The organism is Bacillus sp. V2I10, from assembly GCF_030817055.1.
Lineage (GTDB): Bacteria > Bacillota > Bacilli > Bacillales > Bacillaceae > Bacillus_P.
Map to the genome: position 1 here is coordinate 2,366,017 of NZ_JAUSYV010000001.1, position 20,512 is coordinate 2,386,528.

Here is a 20,512-nt window from a genome sequence, read left to right on the forward strand (position 1 = left end):
GGGGAGGAATGATTCAGTCATGATTAGAATAAAAATCGTTTTGATTGCCCTTGTAGTCTTATTGCAATTGCAAATGACTGCTGGAATACAGATAGGAAATGCAGAGAATGATAGAGTATCTGCCGGTTTATCCGATGACTATGGAAAAAAGCTTGACTCATTCATTAAAAAGCAAATGAAGGAAGGCAAAATTCCAGGGATGTCAGTGGTAGTAGTTAAAGGTGACCAAGCTGTATATAAAAAAGGTTTTGGGTATTCCGACATAAAAACAAAACAACCAGCAACCGATCAAACTTTATATGAAATTGGCTCGAATAGTAAGTCATTTACAGCTTTAGCGATCTATACGCTTGTCGAAAAAAACTTAATAGATTTGAAAGAACCAGTCAAAAAGTATTTGCCTTGGTTTCAAATGAAATTTGTGGGTGAGTATAAAGGTCAGCAGCTCAATAAGAATGTTGAAATAACACTTGAACAGCTTTTATATCATACGAGTGGAATTCCGTTTCAAACGATTGGAGACATACCAGTCGCAAATGACGGTGATGCCCTGGAAAACACCGTTAGAGATCTGATAAATAAAAAATTGGAGACTTACCCAGGAGAGCAATTTACTTACGCAAGCATTAACTATGACATTCTAGGTTTGGTTATACAAAAAGTAACGAACCAATCATTTGAGAAATACATTGAAAATAACATATTACTCCCATTTGAAATGGATAATACCTATTTGTTCAGAGAAAAGGCTGCCAAATATGAAATGTCTAAGGGTTACAAAATTAATTTTTTAAGGCCTAAAGAGTTCAATGCACCTATTTATCGCGGGAATACACCAGCAGGTTATTTTATTTCAAATGCAGAAGACATGGAAAAGTGGCTTCGTATACAGTTTGGGACGCATATGTTAAGCGATGGCCAGCAAAAGGCGATTCAAAAGACGCATATACCTAACCGCTCGGTTCCACCTTCTGCGGATGGCTCATCCTATGCAGGAGGTTGGGAAGTATACCAAAACGGTTCCGGCGAGATCTCCCATGCTGGAAGCAATCCTAATTTTTCGTCTTTTATTGTATTTCGTCCTCAGGAAAAGATAGGTGTTGCAGTCATGGCCAACATGAACTCCTCTTATACTCAAAACATTGGCCAAGGAATCATCGATATTCTCACAGAGAAGGAATTAGTAAATAATACAAAAGATATGTATAAGAGCATTGATGCTTTTTCTTTTACCTTACTTTTGTTTATGATTCCTTTTTCGTGCCTTACCCTATATTTTATTTTTCAAATAATCATTCAGGTGTATCAGAAAAAGAGGAATCTGGAAGAAAATAGAGTTAAACGCATTGGAGTTCCATTTATTATGGTCGTGTTTTCTTTGTTTGCCGGGTATTCTCTTTTTAAAGTTCCATCTGTATTTTTTACAGGGCTTACTTGGGATTTTGTAAACGTATGGGCACCTAACAGCATGAGTTTGGCGGCTTGGGCTACTCTAATTGGAATTGTATTGTTTTCAATTTACTTGTCGCTTATAACCATCTTTCCGTTATATAAAAATAAGAATTTATTCCCGCTCTTTGTGTTGAGCGTAACTAGTGGTTTTGGAAATGCGATGATCATATTTATCATCAATGAAGCTTTAAATAGTAGCAACGATTCAAACAATAGTCTCTTTTTATATTTTGTGCTGGGAATCATTATTTATGTACTTGCACAAAAGCTGGTTCGAACACAGTTAATCACTCTTACAAATAATCTGATTTATGAACAAAGGCTTATTCTATTAGACAAAATCTTAAATAACCCATATGAGAAAATCGAACGGATGGAGTCAGAAAAAATTCAGACCATATTAAATAATGACACAGAAGCAATCAGTAACCATGCTCCTACAATTATCACTGGTCTGACCGATTCAATCACACTCTTGTGTTGCTTGGTTTATCTGGGAGTAATTAATGTGTTTGGACTTCTTATTTCAATTGCGGTCATTCTTGTTGCAGCAGGCATGTATTATGTAGCCGGAAGATCAGCCAATAATCTTTGGGAACAAACACGGAATATTCAAAACACCTTTTTTAGATATATCAACGACCTCATTGGTGGTTATAAAGAATTGAGTATCGGAAAGTCAAAAAGAGAAGAGTTTAGAGAGGACATGAAAGAAAGCTGTGGTGAGTATAAGGACAAACGGATTAAGGGCGGCCTTAAATTTGCAAATGTCTTTATTATTGGTGAATTGCTGTTTGTTATGGTGATCGGGGCCGTCACATTCCTTTTTCCCATTCTGTTTAAAGAGGTACAAAGCGAGTTCTTAAGGAGTTATGTATTTGTTTTTCTTTATATGACTGGTCCTATTCATAGCATACTTAATGCAATTCCAAACGCTATTCAGATGAAAATCAGCTGGAAGCGGATAAAAGGTCTTTCTGAGAATCTAAATGCGGATGAAGCTGATAAAAAAGAAGCAACCAGTATTTTGAAAACTCCTGGAAGACTGAAAATAGAGTTCGAAAATTTAGAATATCAATATGATAGTGAGAATGGAGAATCTTTCCGGGTAGGACCAATTGACCTCCAATTCAAATCAGGCGAGATTGTTTTCATAACAGGCGGGAATGGAAGCGGCAAATCAACTCTTGCAAAACTGATTACTGGTCTGTATACCAACAAGAGCGGGGACATATTCGTCAACAATCAAAAAATAAGCCAAAAAGAGTTAAAGGAACTATATTCGGCGATATTTAGTGATTACTACTTGTTTACAAAAGTCTATGGAATTGATTGTAGCTCGAAACAAGAAGAAATAAAAAAGTATTTAAGAATACTGCGTATCGATGAAAAAATACAAATTCAGAATGGGGAATTTAGTACAACGAAACTTTCTACGGGTCAGCGGAAAAGGTTAGCCTTGTTAATCTCTTATTTGGAAGACAAACCTATTTATCTATTTGATGAATGGGCAGCTGATCAGGATCCCGAATTTAGATATTTTTTCTATATGGAGCTATTGCCTGATTTAAAGGCCAAAGGAAAATGTGTCATTGCTATTACTCATGACGACAGGTACTTCCATCTTGCAGATAAGGTAATCAAGATGGAAAGTGGAAAGGTTGTGGATGAAGCGCAACATGATCATCTAAAGGAGGAGCTTACTGATGGCAAAATTGGATAAACAAAATGTGGAAGACATTCTTAGCCTGACACCAATACAGGAGGGGATTTTGTTCCATTATTTAAAAGATCCGCATAGCGATGTGTACTTCGAACAGATATGCCTAGAGATTTCAGGAGCCGTAAACGAGTCATTCTTTATGAAAGCATGGGAATCCGTTATCCAAACAAATGAGCAGCTGCGTACATTGTTTCGGTGGGAAAAATTAAAAGCTCCCGTTCAGATCGTGTTGAAAGAGCATAAGCCCTATATAGAAATAATCGATCTACACCATAAGGATGACACAGAAAAAAGTGCCCTTCTTGAGGAAATAATAATCAAGGATCGAGAAAAAAAAATCGATCTTCGAGATGTACCATTCAGGATCACCTTGTGCAAATTAGCGGAAGAAAAATATGAAATGATTATCAGTAATCATCACATTTTATATGATGGCTGGAGTAATGGGATCATTTTGAAAGAGTTTTTAAAAGCTTACCAATGCTTCAGTAATTCAGAAAAATACAATCTTCCTATCAAGAAGAAATATAAGGATTTTATTAAACATATCCAAAATCAGGATAAAGAGCAGCAAAAAATATTCTGGCAAGGTTATTTAAAGGGGTTTGACCCACAACCAAGGCTGGAGTCGAAAAAGAGAAAAGATCAATCGATTCGAAACGATCGTCATTATCGGATTCGATTCTCTAAGAATGAACTGCAAGGATTCACAACAAAAAATGAAATTACCCTTGCCGCACTTATCTATAGCTTGTGGGGGATAGTACTACAAAAGAACACTAATAGTAATGATATTGTTTTTGGCTCAACTGTTTCCGGCAGAGCAGGAGTCTTTAATGGAATTGAAGAAATGGTTGGATTATTTATCAATACAATTCCATTAAGAATAAGAAGATCTTCTGGGGAAACATCTATAGAACTTATCAAAGCGGTAAACAGCGCATTACAGAACTGGGAATTGTATGGAACTACTTCTTTACCGGATATTAAAAGACATGGTGAGTTGGATGAGAAAACGGATCTCTTTGACACAATCGTCGTTTTTGAAAACTATCCTCTAGATCAATCAGTTTTAAACAAAAAAAGTGATATTGCTTTCAACTCCTACTCCGCAACTGAAATGACGAATTATGGCTTATCTATCAGCATAAGTGTGTTAAATGATGTTGAAGTATGTTTCAGCTACAATGAACAATTATATGACTCATCTACAATTAAGCGGTTGGCACAACACTTTACTTTAATCACAGATGACGTAATAAAAAACCCTGATAAAAAGATAGAACAAATCGAAATTATACCTGCCGAAGAGAAAAAGCAAATCCTCTCGGATTTCAATAATACCCGGACAACATATTCAAATGAGTACACGATTAGCCAATTATTTGAACATCAAGTGATGAAAACACAGGAAAATATTGCAGTGATATATAAAGAGAGAGCTGTTACTTATAAAGAGCTAGAAGAGATGTCCAGCAGCCTGGCAAATGTGCTCTTTAGGAAAGGAGTACAAAAAGGTGAAATTGTTGGCATAATGACAGAACCGTCCATTGAAATGATTGTGGGAATCATTGCTGTTTTAAAAGCGGGAGCCGCATATTTACCTGTTGATCCGGAATATCCTGAACCGCGGAAAAGATTTATGGTACAGGATAGTGGAACCAGGTTCATACTGACTGATGAAAATTTAATGAACAAAAACAACTACCTGATCGAGGAATTTCATAAAGATTGTATTCTTTTGTTGGATGATACCAGTCTATTTTCAGGTGAGACGCTAAGTCCAAGAGTGAATCCCAGTCCTGCTGACTTATTTGCCGTTTTTTACACTTCAGGCACATCAGGAAAACCTAAAGGTGTAATGATAGAGAATCAAAGTGTGGTTAATCTTATTCAGTGGTTTGGAAATACTTTTAATATGACGGAAAATAGGAAGCTATTACTATTAACAAATTATGTATTTGATCCGAGCATTGAAGATTTTTTTGGGACACTTCTATACGGAGCGACATTACATATAGCCGAAAAGAATTTAATATTAAACAGTGAGAGCTTCTGTGATTATGTTGACCAACATCAAATCGATATTATTAATTTTATACCAACTGTTTTAAAAGAATTATTATGTACAAATCGAAACTTGAAGAGTTTACGCACAGTCATCTCCGGTGGTGAAAGACTGGAAGAATCATTGAAAGATGAACTGATTTATAGAGGTTATGAACTGTATAACAATTATGGACCGGCAGAAACAACAGTCGATGCCTTAAGCATAAAGTGTTCTGAAGAAAATGTATCTTTAGGGAAACCAATTTCAAATGTGAGATGCTACATCTTGGATAAAGACCAAAACCTTAGCCCAATTGGTATTCCTGGCGAGCTGTATATCGCGGGAGCCGGAGTGGCCAGAGGATATTTGAATCTGCCCGAATCTACAAATGACAAATTCATGAATGATCCTTTTATACCCAATGAGCGGATGTATAAAACAGGTGACTTAGGGAGATGGAATCAAAATGGAGAAATTGAGTTTCTTGGGAGATCGGATCACCAGATCAAAATCAGAGGATACCGGATTGAAGTTGCAGAAATTCATAATCTGTTATTAAAACATTTTCACATTCAAGATGCAGCAGTAATTGATTGGGAAAATGATAAGGGCAAAAAAGTGCTTTGTGCATATATTGTTTCAAATGCCCAGATCGATTCGAAAAGTCTAAGAGAATATTTATCTGAAGAATTGCCAGATTATATGGTTCCCTCCTATTACATCCAACTAGAAAAACTACCATTAACATCGATAGGCAAGCTTGATCGAAAGAAGCTGCCGGCACCGAAAATCCAAACAAACAAAAAGTATGTTGCTCCTACTAATAAGATTGAGGAAGATCTGCTAGATGTTTGGTCTTCTGTATTGGGCATTGAACAAGAAACAATCAGTATTGAAGATAACTTCTTCGAGCTCGGCGGAGATTCAATTCTAAGTATCCAAATAGTAGGTAAAGCGCTGCAAAAGGATATAGAGATTACTGTAAGTCAGATGTTTCAGCATCAGACCATAGCGGAGCTCGCAGCAGGTGTTGTGGACGGCAAAGAGAATAAGCGTGAAGAAGGGACTAAAACGCCAGAGACAGGAGAAGTGCTCCTTACACCGATTCAAAAGTGGTTCTTTGAACAAGACTTGGAAAACTATCATCAGTGGAACCAATCAATCCTGCTGGAAACGCAGCCCGGTATAAATCCTGCACTGTTAAGTCAAAGTTTTCACATCCTGACAAGCTATCACGATAGCTTCAGACTCCGGTATTACCAAAGAGACGGAGAGTGGGTGCAAGTATATTCAGAAGCTAACGAGCATGTATTATTTGATGTATATAGTTTTGACCATCGAGATGATCAAATGCAAGAAATCTTCTCAAAACTGCAGTATGGGTTGAATATCACGGATGGACCGTTAATCCGAGCAGCATATTTTGACTTTGGAGATCAGGAAAAAGGAAGGATGTTTGTAACAGCACATCATCTTGTAGTAGATGGATATTCATGGCGGGTCATAATAGATGATCTACAAGCTATTTATGAACAGCTTGAAAATAGCGACACTGTTCAACTCCCATTGAAAAGCCTTTCATTTAAGAAGTGGTCTGAGTATCTTTACGAGTATGCAGATTCGGATCAGCTAAAAAGTGAACTCGCCTATTGGCAGATGAATACGCCACCTGCCTCCAAACCTATACCTGTTGATATAGAAGGTGGGTTAAATACGGAAGAGTCGGCTCGTACATTCTCTCTTATGTTGACGAAGGATGAGACAGATTTTTTATTGCGTGATATTCACCAATCATTCAAGACAAGAATCGATGACATTCTACTTTCCGCGCTTTCTAGTTCTTTAGCAAAATGGAGCGGGACAACCCTAGTCGATCTAGAAGGACATGGGAGACACCCATTATTAAAAGAGCATGATATTTCTCGAACCGTAGGTTGGTTTACCTGCGTATATCCGATGATCTTAGGAGATATTGAACCTGTGAAACATGTGGAAGATGTATTGAAACAAGTGAAAGAACGGTATCGTGGTATACCTAAAGGTGGAATTGGGTATGAGATTTTATACTACTTGGCAGAAGAGAGTATACGAGAACAAATTGCATCTAAGACAAGGGCACAAGTAAGCTTTAACTACTTAGGCCAGTTTGAACAAGTACTTAAGAAACATCAGTTATTTAAGATCTCTGAGGTGAATACGGGACCTGGCCGCGACTTGAGTGGAATAAGGAGCCATTTACTTGAAATCGATTGTATGATTGTTGATAAAAAGTTATATATTGAATGGAAATATAGTTCTAATAAACATTTGCCTGAAACAATTGAACAATTGGCAAACGACTTTGTTCATAATCTGAAACATATAATCCAGTATTGCCAGACGAATGAAAATATATATTTTACTCCATCTGATTTCCCGCTTGCTTCTATCGATCAAAAGAAGCTTGACGAATGGGGTAAGAAATATAAAACCGTAGAAGATATTTATACACTTTCACCTGTACAACAAAGCATGATTTTCCATCATATCTACTCACCTGATTCATCAGTAACGGTAGAGCAAACCGTATTCTCGATAGAATCAAACTTAGATATCGAGGTATTTGAAAGGGTATGGCAAACGATCCTAGATCGGCATGAAAGCTTGAGGGCTTCATACCACTGGGAGGAGGGACTGAAAGATCCTGTTCAGATTGTTCATAAAAATATAAAAGTTCCTTTTCAAGTCTTGGATTGGACGAATCTTTCGGAATTTGAGGGACTTCAGAAATTAGAACGATTGATAAAGGATGATCGTAAGAGGGGATTTGATCTTACTAAACCGCCGCTAATGAGAATTATGGTAGTTAAAAGGGGCGATTCTGTCTATGACGTGATATGGACACATCATCATCTTCAGCTGGATGGTTGGTGTAATAGTATACTCCTTAAGGAGATCGGAGAGTTTTATAAAGCCTATTGTGCTGGTGAAAAAATAGAAATGGGAAATGCACTTCCATTTAAGGATTATATCAAATGGTTACGTAGACAAGATAGGAAGAAAGCGGAACAATTTTGGAGAAAAGCGTTAAAAGGATTCAAAACGCCCATACGATTTGATAACATTTTCCCTGTTAAAGCAGATTCAGATGAGTTATCCGCTTTTGGAGATGTTGTATATGAAGTGACACAAGAGAAAAAGCAGCAGATCCAAAACTTTGCTAGGAAGCACCGGATCACACTAAACACCTTGGTTCAGGGAGCATGGGCTATTCTTTTAAATCGCTACTCTGAAGAAAAAGATATTACTTTTGGTGTTACCTCATCTGGTCGCCCAGCTGATTTGAAAAATTCTGATGCTATGATCGGATGCTTTATGAATACCCTCCCTTTCAGAGTAAAAGTAAAATCGAACATAGATTTGATACCATGGCTTAAGGATTTGCAATTGAAACAAGCTGAAATGCGTCAATATGAGTATACTTCTTTAGCCGATATACGAAGTTGGAGTGATGTACCAAGGAATTCTGCCTTATATGATCTGTATGAAAGTATTGTAATAGTTGAAAACTATCCTTTTGACGCTGCTCTAAAAGATGGAATTGGTTCTCTGCACGTAAAATCAATACGTGTAGAGGAACAATTGGATTACCCTTTGGTTGTCTATTGTAACTTACAACCCGAACTCCATTTCAAGCTTCTGTTTGATAGTCACTTTTTAGATGAAACGGAAGCAAATCAGATACTTGCACATTTAATTAACATCCTATGGGATATGATCGTAAGTGAAGATAGTCAACTAGGTGAAATTTCGATGTTATCGGAGAAAGAGCTTAAACATATTTTAATTGACAGCCATCCTGCATCGATGGATTATCCTAAAGAAAAGTGTTTTCAAGATTTATTTACAGCCCAAGTGAAATCACGGTTAAACCAGCCTGCAATTATACAGAATGATGAAAGTTTATCCTACAAAGAGTTGGATATACTCTCAAACAAATTAGCTCATAGACTCATAAAGCTGGGGGTTGGGCCTGAGGTGCCTGTTGGGTTGTACGTCGAACGTTCAATCAAAATGGTTGTAGGGATTCTAGGTATTCTAAAAGCTGGAGGAGCTTTCCTGCCCATTGACGCTGACTATCCTGGCGATAGGGTAAATATGATGTTGAATGATGCTCAAGTACCTGTGCTGCTTACCCAAACCAATCTCGGACCAAAGATACGAAGCTATGAATATCACACTATTTGCCTTGATGCGGAATGGGATTCATTGCTTAAAGAGCCTGAAGACCACCCAAATTCTCGGGTTGAACCTAATAATTTGGCATATATCATCTACACTTCGGGTTCATCTGGCAGACCAAAAGGTGTAATGATGCCGCATGAAGCCGTTGTAAGCCACTCCATTGATATTGTTAAACGCTATGAGCTTACACCAGAGGATCGGGTTCTTCAGTTTTCTTCAATAAGTTTTGATATTTCGCTTGAGCAGATTTTTACGACGCTTGCTGCGGGAAGTTCTCTCGTTCTGCGTGATAAGAATATATGGACTCCTCACGAGTTTTCTCGAAAGTGTGTGGAACTCGGGCTATCGGTTGTGAATCTTCCTACTTCTTATTGGGGCGAAGTTATACAAGAATGGCATATAAGTCCTGAAATGATCCCAGATAGTAAGCTCAGACTTGTTATAGTCGGTGGGGAACAAATGTCAGCGGAAAAAGTGGGAATATGGGAAAGCTTATCTTTAGACCACGTAATTCTATTAAATGCTTATGGACCTGCTGAAACAGCAATGACAAGCACTTTGTATAGAGTATCTGGTAATGGAACTAAGAGTGCCAATTTGAGGTATATCCCGGTTGGAAGGCCACTTGCAAATAGACGTGTTTATATCCTTGATGAAAGCATGCAGCCACTGCCCATTGGTGTAAAAGGAGAAATATTTATTGGTGGTCTGCCTTTGGCAAGAGGTTATCTGAAAAATCCTGAGATGACAAAGGACAAGTTTATTCAAGATCCTTATTACCAAGATTACGGAAACAGGCTTTATAAGACCGGGGATCTGGGCAGATTTCTTCGTGATGGAAACATAGAGGTGTTAGGACGAAAGGACGACCAAACAAAAATTCGAGGTCATCGAATTGACATTGGTGAAATTGAAGTTGTTTTAAACCATTGCGATAACATAAAAGATTCTGTAGTTGTAGTGAAGAATGGTGAGACGAATGAGAAGTACCTTGTTGCATTCTACGTCCCAGCCACACATATGACAAATGATTTATCAAGTATTAGGAAGTTTTTACGAAATAATATCCCAGAGTATATGATCCCTTCCTTTTTCATACAGCTGGAAAAACTGCCAATGAGTCCAAATGGGAAAATTGATAGAAAGTCGCTTACTAATACGATAATCAAAGTGGATATAGATGGCGGATATGAAAGACCTTACAATGAAATACAACAAAAACTCGTACGTATATGGGAAAAAGTACTGGGAACTGATGGTGTGGGTATCAATCATCATTTCTTTGAAATCGGAGGTCAATCATTAAAAGCGATTACGCTTGTTTCAGAAATTCACAGGGTATTTGAAGTAGAGATTCCACTTGGGAAAGTGTTTGAGTCTCCTACCATCAAAGAGTTGGCTTTACTTATTGAAGAAACGATGGAGAAGAAAGAAACCTATCAAACTATTTCTCCAGTAGAGCAGCAGGATTTCTATAAGGTTTCCGCTGCACAGAAGAGAATGTATATCGTCAGCTACTTGAGCGGTGCTAGTACCAACTATAATATTTCTGGAGCTGTATTTCTTGATGGCAAAGTCAATGTGTTACAGCTGGAAAGGGCATTTCAAGCTTTAATCATTCGGCATGAAAGTTTACGAACATCATTTGCACAGGCGAATGGGCACATTATTCAAAAAGTCCATGAGAACTTGGAGTGGAACATGGAACATCTGTATGCGAATGAATACAATCTGGACAGTGTTGTCGAAGGTTTTATTCAACCATTTGATTTAGAGCGAGGTCCCTTGTTCAGAGCGGCAATTGTAGAAATGTCACCATCAAAATACTTACTTGTTTATGATATGCATCATATTATATCCGATGGTTTATCGATAGGGGTTTTGATCAGAGAGTTTGTTTGTCTATATCAAGGAAATACCTTGCCGAATGTAAGAATCCAATATAAAGATTTTTCAGGCTGGCAGAACCGCGCGATAGAATCTGGTTTATTAAAGTCTCAGGAGGAATACTGGCTTAAAATATTTTCAGAGGAAATCCCACTGTTAAATCTACCAACCGATTATCGCAGATTGGATGAACCGCTGTTTGAAGGTGATGGTATGCAATTTAATTTAGAGGGTAGTTTAACATCTAAATTAAACCAAATCTCAATCGAAAAAGGGGTTACTCTGTACTCGCTATTACTCTCTGCATTCAACGTTTTGCTGTCTAAATATAGCGGACAGGAAGATATAGTAGTTGGAACTCCAGTAGCTGGAAGACTGCATTCTGAACTTGAAAATATGGTGGGTATGTTTGTAAATACACTTGCTCTTAGAAATTATCCCGATTCCGAAATGACGCTTGAAAACTTTGTGAAAGAAGTAGCCAATCAAACAATTCAAGCTCTTGAACATCAAGAATACTCATTTGAGATGCTAGTTGATAAGCTGCAATTACGAAAGAGTTTAAACCGTCATCCCTTGTTTGATGTCATGTTTGCATTTGAAAACGTTGATGGGGCAAAGGCCCATATTGATGATTTTGAGATCACACCATATGAATATACCAATCGAACGACTAAATTTGACTTGGAGCTAAAAGTAACCGAACAGAATGGTAAACTTCACTTTGTTTTTGAATACAGTACTGGATTGTTTCGCAGAGATACAATTGAACGAATGGCTAAACACTTTGTTAAAATTATCGAGATTATCGCAGATGACATCACTATTTCAATCGGGGAGATTGACCTAGTAACAACAGAAGAAAAAAAGATAATAATGGATTTTAATGAAGCCGGTACCCTGTTCCCAAAAGAAAAAACCATCAAAAGTATATTTGAAGAACAGGTTGTAAAACACCCTTATCGTACTGCAGTAGTGTTTGGTCACAGGAAGCTAACTTATAAGGAATTAAACGAGAAAGCGAATCAACTGGCTAAGTACTTGATCAAGAAGGGCGCAAGACCGAATACTGTGATTGGTCTTTTGGCGGAGCCTTCTATTGAAATGGTTGTTGGACTATGGGGGATTATTAAAAGTGGAGCAACTTATCTGCCCATTGATCCCGAGTTTCCAGATAAACGTATAAATTTTATGCTTGAATCCAGTGGTTCCATTGCTCTTTTGATTCAGTCTCATTTGTTAACCTCCAATGATTATGCTTGTGAGGTTATGGAATTGGAAAATAAAGAATTACTTTCTGAAGATACTTCAAACCCATTAGAAATTAGTACATTTGATGACCCAATATACATCATCTATACTTCTGGCACTACTGGCACTCCGAAAGGAGTACCAATCAAAAATCAAAGCTTGGTCAATTACATTTCATGGTTTACACGAGAAGCGAATATAACTTATAGCGATAAAACAATGCTGTTATCTTCCTTCGCATTTGATTTAGGATACACTAGTTTGTATACGGCATTATTGAATGGGTGTGAACTGCACTTAGCTCCAAAGAAATGTTTTACAGTTCCAGAATCTCTTCTAATGTATTTAAAAGATCAGAAGATAAGTTTTATAAAACTGACTCCTTCACTATTCACCCACCTAGTGAACAACAGTATGATTGAGAAAGACCAAAACCGTATGGTATTAAGGCTGGTGGTCTTGGGTGGAGAAGAAATGAAAGCTGTTGATATCGAGAAATTTAACAGTTTGTACCCTAATACTGAAGTAATGAATCATTATGGGCCAACGGAAACTACTATCGGCTCTATAGCCCAAAAGGTCGATTTTGCCAAACTTAATCCATTATCTCAGGGAACGGTCATTGGAAAACCGATCGATAACGTAAAAATATTCATCCTTGATAAGCATCAGAAACCTGTGCCAATCGGAGTAACCGGAGAAATATGTATTGCCGGAGTAGGATTGACAGAAGGATATCTGAATCAAACTGAACTGAATACCAACAAGTTTATTGAAGGTTCATTTCTTGACCATGAAAAAATCAAACTGTATAAAACTGGGGACTTAGGCAGATTCACATGTGATGGAGAAGTTATTTTCCTCGGAAGAATGGATAATCAGTTGAAAATTCGAGGCTATCGAGTGGAGCTGGAAGAAGTGACAACGGTACTCCTACAGCATGATTCGGTAGTGGATGCAGTTGTAGCAGCCAAAGAAGATAAAGAGGGTAACAATGTTCTTTGTGCCTATATTGTGTTAAAAGTGGGTGAGAATGGATCGGGAATAAGAGAGTATCTTTCTAGTAAAATCCCTTACTACATGATGCCGTCCAGCTTTATCAAATTGGATAAAATTCCATTGGCCCCTAACGGAAAACTAAATGTTAAAGCCCTTCCAGAAATTGCGGATGAGTCATTAATGAGAGTTGAATACGAAACTCCTGGAGATTCAGTTGAACAAAAGATTTCAGAAATATGGGAACAAGTCCTTGATGTTGAAAAAATTGGCATGAATGACTCATTTTTTGAACTGGGCGGAAACTCATTGAAAGTAATGCTATTAACGGCGGAGATTCATAAGCAATTTAATGTAAATATCCCGTTGCGAGAATCATTCAAAGCACCAACAGTTAGAGAGATGAGCATGTATGTAAAGAAAGCATCAGAAAATATATATTCATCGCTTCAACCGTTAGAAAACAATGAATACTATGAACTTTCATCAGCGCAGAAAAGGTTGTATACACTGCATCAGATGGAGGGGATTGGTACAAGTTACAATATGCCGAGAGCAACTTTATTAGAGGGCGAAATCGATCTGGATAAACTAGAAAAAGCTTTTTGTAAAATTGTAAAGATGCATGAGGCATTGCGTACTTCTTTTGAAGTAGTCGAAGGTGAACCCAAACAACGAATTCAAGAGAATGCGGAAGTTGAAATCAAATATTCTGTTCTAGACGGAGACTTATTTCCTAATTCAAAGGGAGAACCTGCTGCTGAATTTATTAATTTAATTGATAAATTTATAACGCCTTTTGACTTAAGCAAAGCACCTTTGGCCAGAATTATGGTCATTCGTTTACGTAGTGATAAACATGTACTGCTGACGGATATGCATCATTTGATTTCAGATGGGTATTCAGTCAGTATTATGTTAAACGAGTTATCAAAGTTGTATCAAGGACAGCAGTTACAGAAGAATCGTATCCAATATAAAGATTTTGCTGGGTGGCAGAACGAGTTTTTGAAAACTAGTGCTGCAAAAAAGCAGGAAGAGTATTGGTTAGATATACTTTCAGGAGATCTTCCAGTATTGAATATGCCAACGAATTTCCCTAGACCACTCATGCAAAGCTTTGAAGGAGATCGTTTTATTTTTGAAGGAGGAAAGGACTTAAAGCAACGCTTAGATAAGCTGTGTTTGGAAACAGATACGACACTTTTTATGGTTTTATCGGCAACTTTTAGTATTCTTTTAGCCAAATATTCCTCACAGCAAGATATTATTGTAGGTTTGCCTATTTTAGGACGAACACATTCTGATTTAAAAAATACCATCGGCATGTTTGCCAATACTATTGCAATAAGAAGTTTCCCTAATGGGAATAAATCTTTCGCAACGTTCTTAACGGAGGTTAAAGAGCAGTTGCTTAAAGCGTATGATAATCAGGATTATCAGTTTGATATGCTCTTAGATAAATTGAAAATAAAGAGAGAGCCAGGAAGAAACCCTATATTTTCTACAATGCTTGCTCTTCAAGATGTTCAAGTCAATGAGAATACCATTGGAAACATAAAATTGACTCCTATTAAATATAGAAATAAAATTTCTAAATTTGATCTATCGCTATTTGTGGAAAACGGGAAAGAAGACATTTCTTTCGAACTTGAATTTGCAAGTAATTTGTTTAAAATTGAAACGATTAAAAAATTCGCGAATGACTTTCTATTTATTCTGGACAAGGTTAGTTTCAATAGGGAAATAAAATTAGAAGAGATTAAGATTGAAGGATTAGTAGTTGAAAACACTGAAATTGAAAATGTTACTTTTCATTTCTAAGACTAATAACTAAGTAGTTATCATTGAGGCTGTCCCTAAAGTATGACTTTTTGGAGGCCTCTTTTTTTATACAATAAATTAAATTACCATGACTGATTAACCGAAAGGAACGATTTTTTTTCCTATCCTGGAGCCATTTTACGAGTCAATAGTCAGCCATCTCAGCTAAATACTCGATAAGATGCAGGGCGCGCATAGACAGTTAATGTTGGAGTGATCTTAATTCAACGCTCTGTTCATTTAGAATAGATACTAAGAGCGATTAACATCAGTCAAAAAATTAAATTACCACTATTATTAAACTTATTTTTTATAAATTTTAATAAATTTGATGTTCGCTGCTTTGTTGAATTCCGTATTTGCGTATTGGGAAGCTTTCAAAAAGGATAATGATTGTTAGTATTATTATGAAACTTTTTCCTTTTTCACTGCGTTAAACAATTGAAAATAAATAATAAGATTATCCGCCAAGTAATAGAGGGGGGGGAAACGATGGACATCGGTCATATTTCCCTAAAAAAGTGAGATATTGAGATGTCCTTAAGCGTTAGCAAAGGATAACAGCATCAAGAATAATTATAAAGAAATTAAATTGTTTAAATTTATTTTTTTAATTTAAGGGAGGAAATTTATTATGAATTTTAAAAAATCCTTTTTCTGTTTGTCAGCAGCTGGAATCATTGCATTTCAAACTCTGCCATTAACAATTGCTGAGGCATCTAAGTCCACTCAATCGACCCATGAAATAAAAGCAGTAAGCGACCCATATCCTGGCCATGTCATTAAATATGGGGATCGAGGACCTAATGTGCGTAAAGTACAAGATCGGCTAAACAAAAACAACGTCCCAATTTATGTAGATGGCATATTTGGTCAAACAACGCTTAAAAAGGTAAAAGAATTTCAAATGCGCAGACATTTGAAAGCAGATGGGGTAGTAGGTCCCTCAACTTGGACCGCGCTTTATCATACAGAATTCCCATATCCTGGTTATGTCGTTAAAATTGGGGATCGCGGCATAAATGTAACGAAAATCCAAGCGCGTCTTAATGACGCTGGGGGTTCGATTAAAGTGGATGGTATTTTCGGTCCAAACACTCAACAAAAGGTGAAGGAGTTTCAAAAAAAATTCGGACTAAAAGTAGATGGAATTGTTGGGCCGGAAACCTGGGACATTCTATTTAATTATGAAGAATAGCCTTACTGTGAAGATGCTTTCATGAAACTCTGGTTTACCTAACTAACCTTTGATTTTGGAAATTATCACAGGTAATGACAACATTAATCTATCTAGAATGGTATGTGGTTACCTGTCTAGGATTAAGGAGTCTGGAATAAAAAATGCCAAACCCTTGCTAAAAAAAATATAAAGAAAAAAAGAAAGATACACACAAATAGGTGATTTTCACCTCTTTTTTTTATGCAAAAACCATATAAAAGAAATATCTATCTCTTAAATATAATTTTAAGAAAAAAATTATAAATCACCAATATGTATATCCGTATATATTGATAGGCGGAATTTGCCGATAGCCTTGAAAAGGAATTAGGGGTAAAAAACTTATAGAAAAAAGCCAATTAGAATTCAAAAATACATAGAAGATTTATAAAGAAAATTGGATTTAACTTGCTGATTTATTCTACTTTTCACTTAATATGCAAGCTCTAAAATTCATTTATTTGACTTTAAAAAGAAAGTCCAGTAAATTAGTTGATAGGTCAAATATTGACCCATCAACTAATTTTAAAAAGGAGGAGGGTGCATTTGTCCTACTCATGCAATGAGAATGAAAAAATAGTCTATCGATTATTTGAAATAAATAAGCTTACAATGCCTAAGTTTGAGCGGTGTACAGGGATCAGCCAATCAAGGCTGGAACTTTTGAATGAGCTTTATGAAGCAGATGAAATCAGCCAGACTGACCTGCAAAAGAAAGTAAACATTGATAATGCGGCTGTAACAAGGCATTTAAAGCAGCTCGAAGAAAAAGGAATGGTTACACGCCGAAAAAATCCTGCTGATAACCGAGTTACTTTTGTGAAGCTGACTGAAGATGGCCGAATGAAAATGATTGCTTATAAAGAAGAAAAACAGCGATTTATTTCAAATGTTTTAAAGGACTTTTCAGAAGAAGAACGTTCTTCTCTTTTAAAAATGCTTACTCGTATTCAAGGAAATGTAGAGAAGATTCAGTAGAAAAAAACTATACTCATCAAGACATGACATAAAAGGAGAATGAACCATGAATAAAACATTAGTAAACGATTTTAAGGAAATTGTAACTGGACGCCGATCCATTCGCAGCTATGATCCAAGCGTGAGAATCAGCAAAGAGGAAATGGCAGGAATGTTGACAGAAGCTGCGCTTGCACCGTCATCTGTTAACTTGCAGCCATGGCGTTTTGTTGTCATTGACACGAATGAAGGAAAAGAAACACTTGCTCCACTGGCTAAATTTAATCAAAGACAAGTTAAGACTTCTTCAGCTGTAATCGCTGTTTTTGCAGATATGCAAAGTGATTTATTCTTGGATGAAATTTATAATAAAGCAGTGGAAGAAGGGCACATGCCTTCAGAAGTAAGAGATCAGCAAGTGCCTGCAATAAAAGCTTCCATTGAAGCGATGACATTTGAACAAACGAAAGAAATGAATTTGATTGATGCAGGTTTAGTATCGATGCAGCTGATGCTGGTCGCTCGTGCACATGGTTATGACACGAACCCAATCGGCGGTTTTGAAAAAGATAAAATTGCTGAAGCTTTTGACTTAGATAAGAGCCGTTACTATCCTGTAATGCTGCTGTCAATCGGAAAAGCTGCTGAAGAGGGCTACAAATCTGTACGCCTGCCTATTGATGTCATTACTGAATGGAAGTAATTATATTAGAAGCGTATGAATGACTAATAAAAACGAAATGGGGAAATAAAAAAGATGATTATTATACATGCAGGTCTTCAAGTACAAGCTGAGAAAGAAAATGATTTTCTGCAAGAAACTCGCACTTTAATTGAAGCTTCAAGAGCTGAAAGCGGCAATATAACATATAATTTATTAAAAGATACAGAACAAGATTGTGCCTACACAATGGTGGAAGTATGGGAAAATAGTGAAGCAGTGGAAGCTCATAATACAACCGCACACTTCACTGATTTTGTAAGCAAAGCTCCACAATTTATGGCAGCTCCGCTTCAAGTGAAAATGTTTGATGGTAAACCGCTAGAAAAATAAATAACTGATAAGATACAAAATAAGAAAAAAGAATGGACCGCTTCGGAGGTTCATTCTTTTTTTTGAAAAGGGTTGTAAAACGCTTTCATAAACATTATAATTCAAATAAACCGATTTACTAAACCGATTTATTAAAAAGAAAGGAGCATTTCTTTGAATCATGTAATCATTCCGCTTAATGCTTTTGATAGAAAAGAAGTTTTAGAGAATGGGCAGCTTTCGTATATTAGCATCATCCAAGCATCGGGAGCTTACGGCGTTGAGATCAGAAGAGAATTATTTTCTGAACAAGATATACCCTTGAAACAGCTGAGGGAAAAGATTGCAGGTTCTTTGTTTACTGTCTATTCCGCTCCTGTTGAACTCTGGAAAATGGATGGATCTCTTAATGATGAGAAGATTCAGATAATCAAAGAGGAGGCCCTGCTGCTTGGTGCGAGATGGGTGAAAGTATCGCTCGGCCACTACATAAAAGGCGTATCTGACTTAGAAAAAATGAATCAATTTTTAGATCAGTTTAATTCGTTGGAACTGCTGATTGAAAATGATCAGACGCTGCATGGGGGGAATGTGGAAACCTTGAGGTCCTTTTTTGAAAGCGCTTCTATTGCATGCGTTCCAGTTAAGATGACATTCGATACAGGAAACTGGTTTTTTACGAATGAAAAACCGATTGAAGCATTCGAAATGCTGAAAGATTATGTATCCTATTTGCATTTAAAGGATGTGGTTCAAACCGGCAGGGGATTAGTTACTACTGAACTATCAAACAGTGAAACTGCTGATTGGCGAAAGGTGGCAGAACAGCTGCCGGAAAATCTTCCTAGAGCACTGGAATTTCCGATTCATCCTGTCAGCCGTCTGAAAGAGTTTATAGAAATGGTCAATACCAAAATATCAAAAAGGAAAGGTGAGGCTGTATGCAAAAGTTAGATGTAGTCACGTTCGGTGAAGCGATGGCACTGTTTATGGCAGAAAATCCAGGACCGTTAGATGAAGTCCGGCACTTTACAAGGGAGCTCGCTGGTGCTGAAACCAATGTTGCGATTGGGCTCGCAAGACTCGGACTGAAATCAGGCTGGGCAAGCAAGGTTGGAGCTGATGCCTTTGGAACTTTTATTATGAAAAGGCTTGCAGAAGAGAATGTGAATGTTGATCATGTTTTTAAAGATGACCGCTATCCAACGGGATTTCAGCTCAAAGAAAAAGCATTGAAGGGAGATCCTGCGGTTCAATATTTCCGCAAAGGCTCAGCTGCAAGCTTTATGAGTGCTGATGATTTTCAGAAGGACTATTTTAGCAGCGCCAGGCATCTTCATATGACTGGAATCCCTCTCGCTATTTCAAAACATACTCGCTCGTTTGCCCAAAAAACTTTAACTCATATGAAAGAAGCGGGGCGCACTGTCAGTTTTGATCCTAACCTGAGACCGACATTATGGGCCTCGCAGCAGGAAATGATTGAAGTAGTGAACGAGTTTGCTTTTAAAGCTGACTATGTCCTTCCCGGCATATCAGAAGGTGAACTACTTACAGGATACAGCAGCACGCGTGATATAGCCTCCTTTTATTTAGAAAAAGGAGTCAGTCTTGTTGTGATCAAGCTTGGCGAACAAGGTGCATTTTATAAAAACCATTCAGAAGAAGGCACAGTGAAGCCATTTGAAGTTGAAAAAGTGGTTGATACAGTTGGAGCGGGAGATGGATTTGCGGTCGGCCTGATCAGCGGTCTGATTGAGGAGCTATCGCTCAAAGAAGCTGTACTCAGGGGGAATGCCATTGGTTCTTTGGCCGTTCAATCCCCTGGAGACAATGACGGATACCCTGATCGTCAGACACTAATCGATTATATGAATTTACCTATTTAAGGAGGGC

The 20,512-nt window shown here is 37.2% G+C and carries 8 protein-coding genes; all 8 read left to right on the forward strand.

What is annotated here, in order from left to right:
* Window positions 1-19: 19 nt before the first annotated feature.
* Window positions 20-3,175, forward strand: coding sequence for a cyclic peptide export ABC transporter (locus QFZ72_RS11975; protein ID WP_307433513.1), 3,156 nt, complete (start codon window positions 20-22; stop codon window positions 3,173-3,175).
* Window positions 3,159-15,407, forward strand: a complete 12,249-nt coding sequence (locus tag QFZ72_RS11980; RefSeq protein ID WP_307433516.1) for a non-ribosomal peptide synthetase — start codon at window positions 3,159-3,161, stop codon at window positions 15,405-15,407. Before QFZ72_RS11975 ends, QFZ72_RS11980 begins: the two co-directional genes overlap by 17 nt.
* A 634-nt stretch (window positions 15,408-16,041) precedes the next feature.
* Window positions 16,042-16,605 (forward strand): peptidoglycan-binding domain-containing protein, encoded by a 564-nt coding sequence (locus QFZ72_RS11985; protein ID WP_307433521.1) that lies wholly within the window; start codon window positions 16,042-16,044, stop codon window positions 16,603-16,605.
* A gap of 567 nt (window positions 16,606-17,172) precedes the next feature.
* On the forward strand, window positions 17,173-17,604 hold the full coding sequence (locus tag QFZ72_RS11990) for a MarR family winged helix-turn-helix transcriptional regulator (protein ID WP_307433524.1): 432 nt from the start codon (window positions 17,173-17,175) through the stop codon (window positions 17,602-17,604).
* A 46-nt stretch (window positions 17,605-17,650) separates the two neighbouring features.
* On the forward strand, window positions 17,651-18,286 hold the full coding sequence (locus QFZ72_RS11995) for a nitroreductase family protein (protein WP_307433526.1): 636 nt from the start codon (window positions 17,651-17,653) through the stop codon (window positions 18,284-18,286).
* Between the two features lie 54 nt (window positions 18,287-18,340).
* Entirely contained in the window at window positions 18,341-18,637 is a 297-nt protein-coding gene (locus QFZ72_RS12000) for a putative quinol monooxygenase (protein WP_307433529.1), read from the forward strand.
* 153 nt (window positions 18,638-18,790) lie between these two features.
* On the forward strand, window positions 18,791-19,570 hold the full coding sequence (locus QFZ72_RS12005; RefSeq protein WP_307433532.1) for a sugar phosphate isomerase/epimerase family protein: 780 nt from the start codon (window positions 18,791-18,793) through the stop codon (window positions 19,568-19,570).
* Entirely contained in the window at window positions 19,558-20,505 is a 948-nt protein-coding gene (locus QFZ72_RS12010; protein WP_307433535.1) for a sugar kinase, read from the forward strand. The genes QFZ72_RS12005 and QFZ72_RS12010 overlap by 13 nt, the downstream gene beginning before the upstream one ends.
* Window positions 20,506-20,512 lie beyond the last annotated feature (7 nt).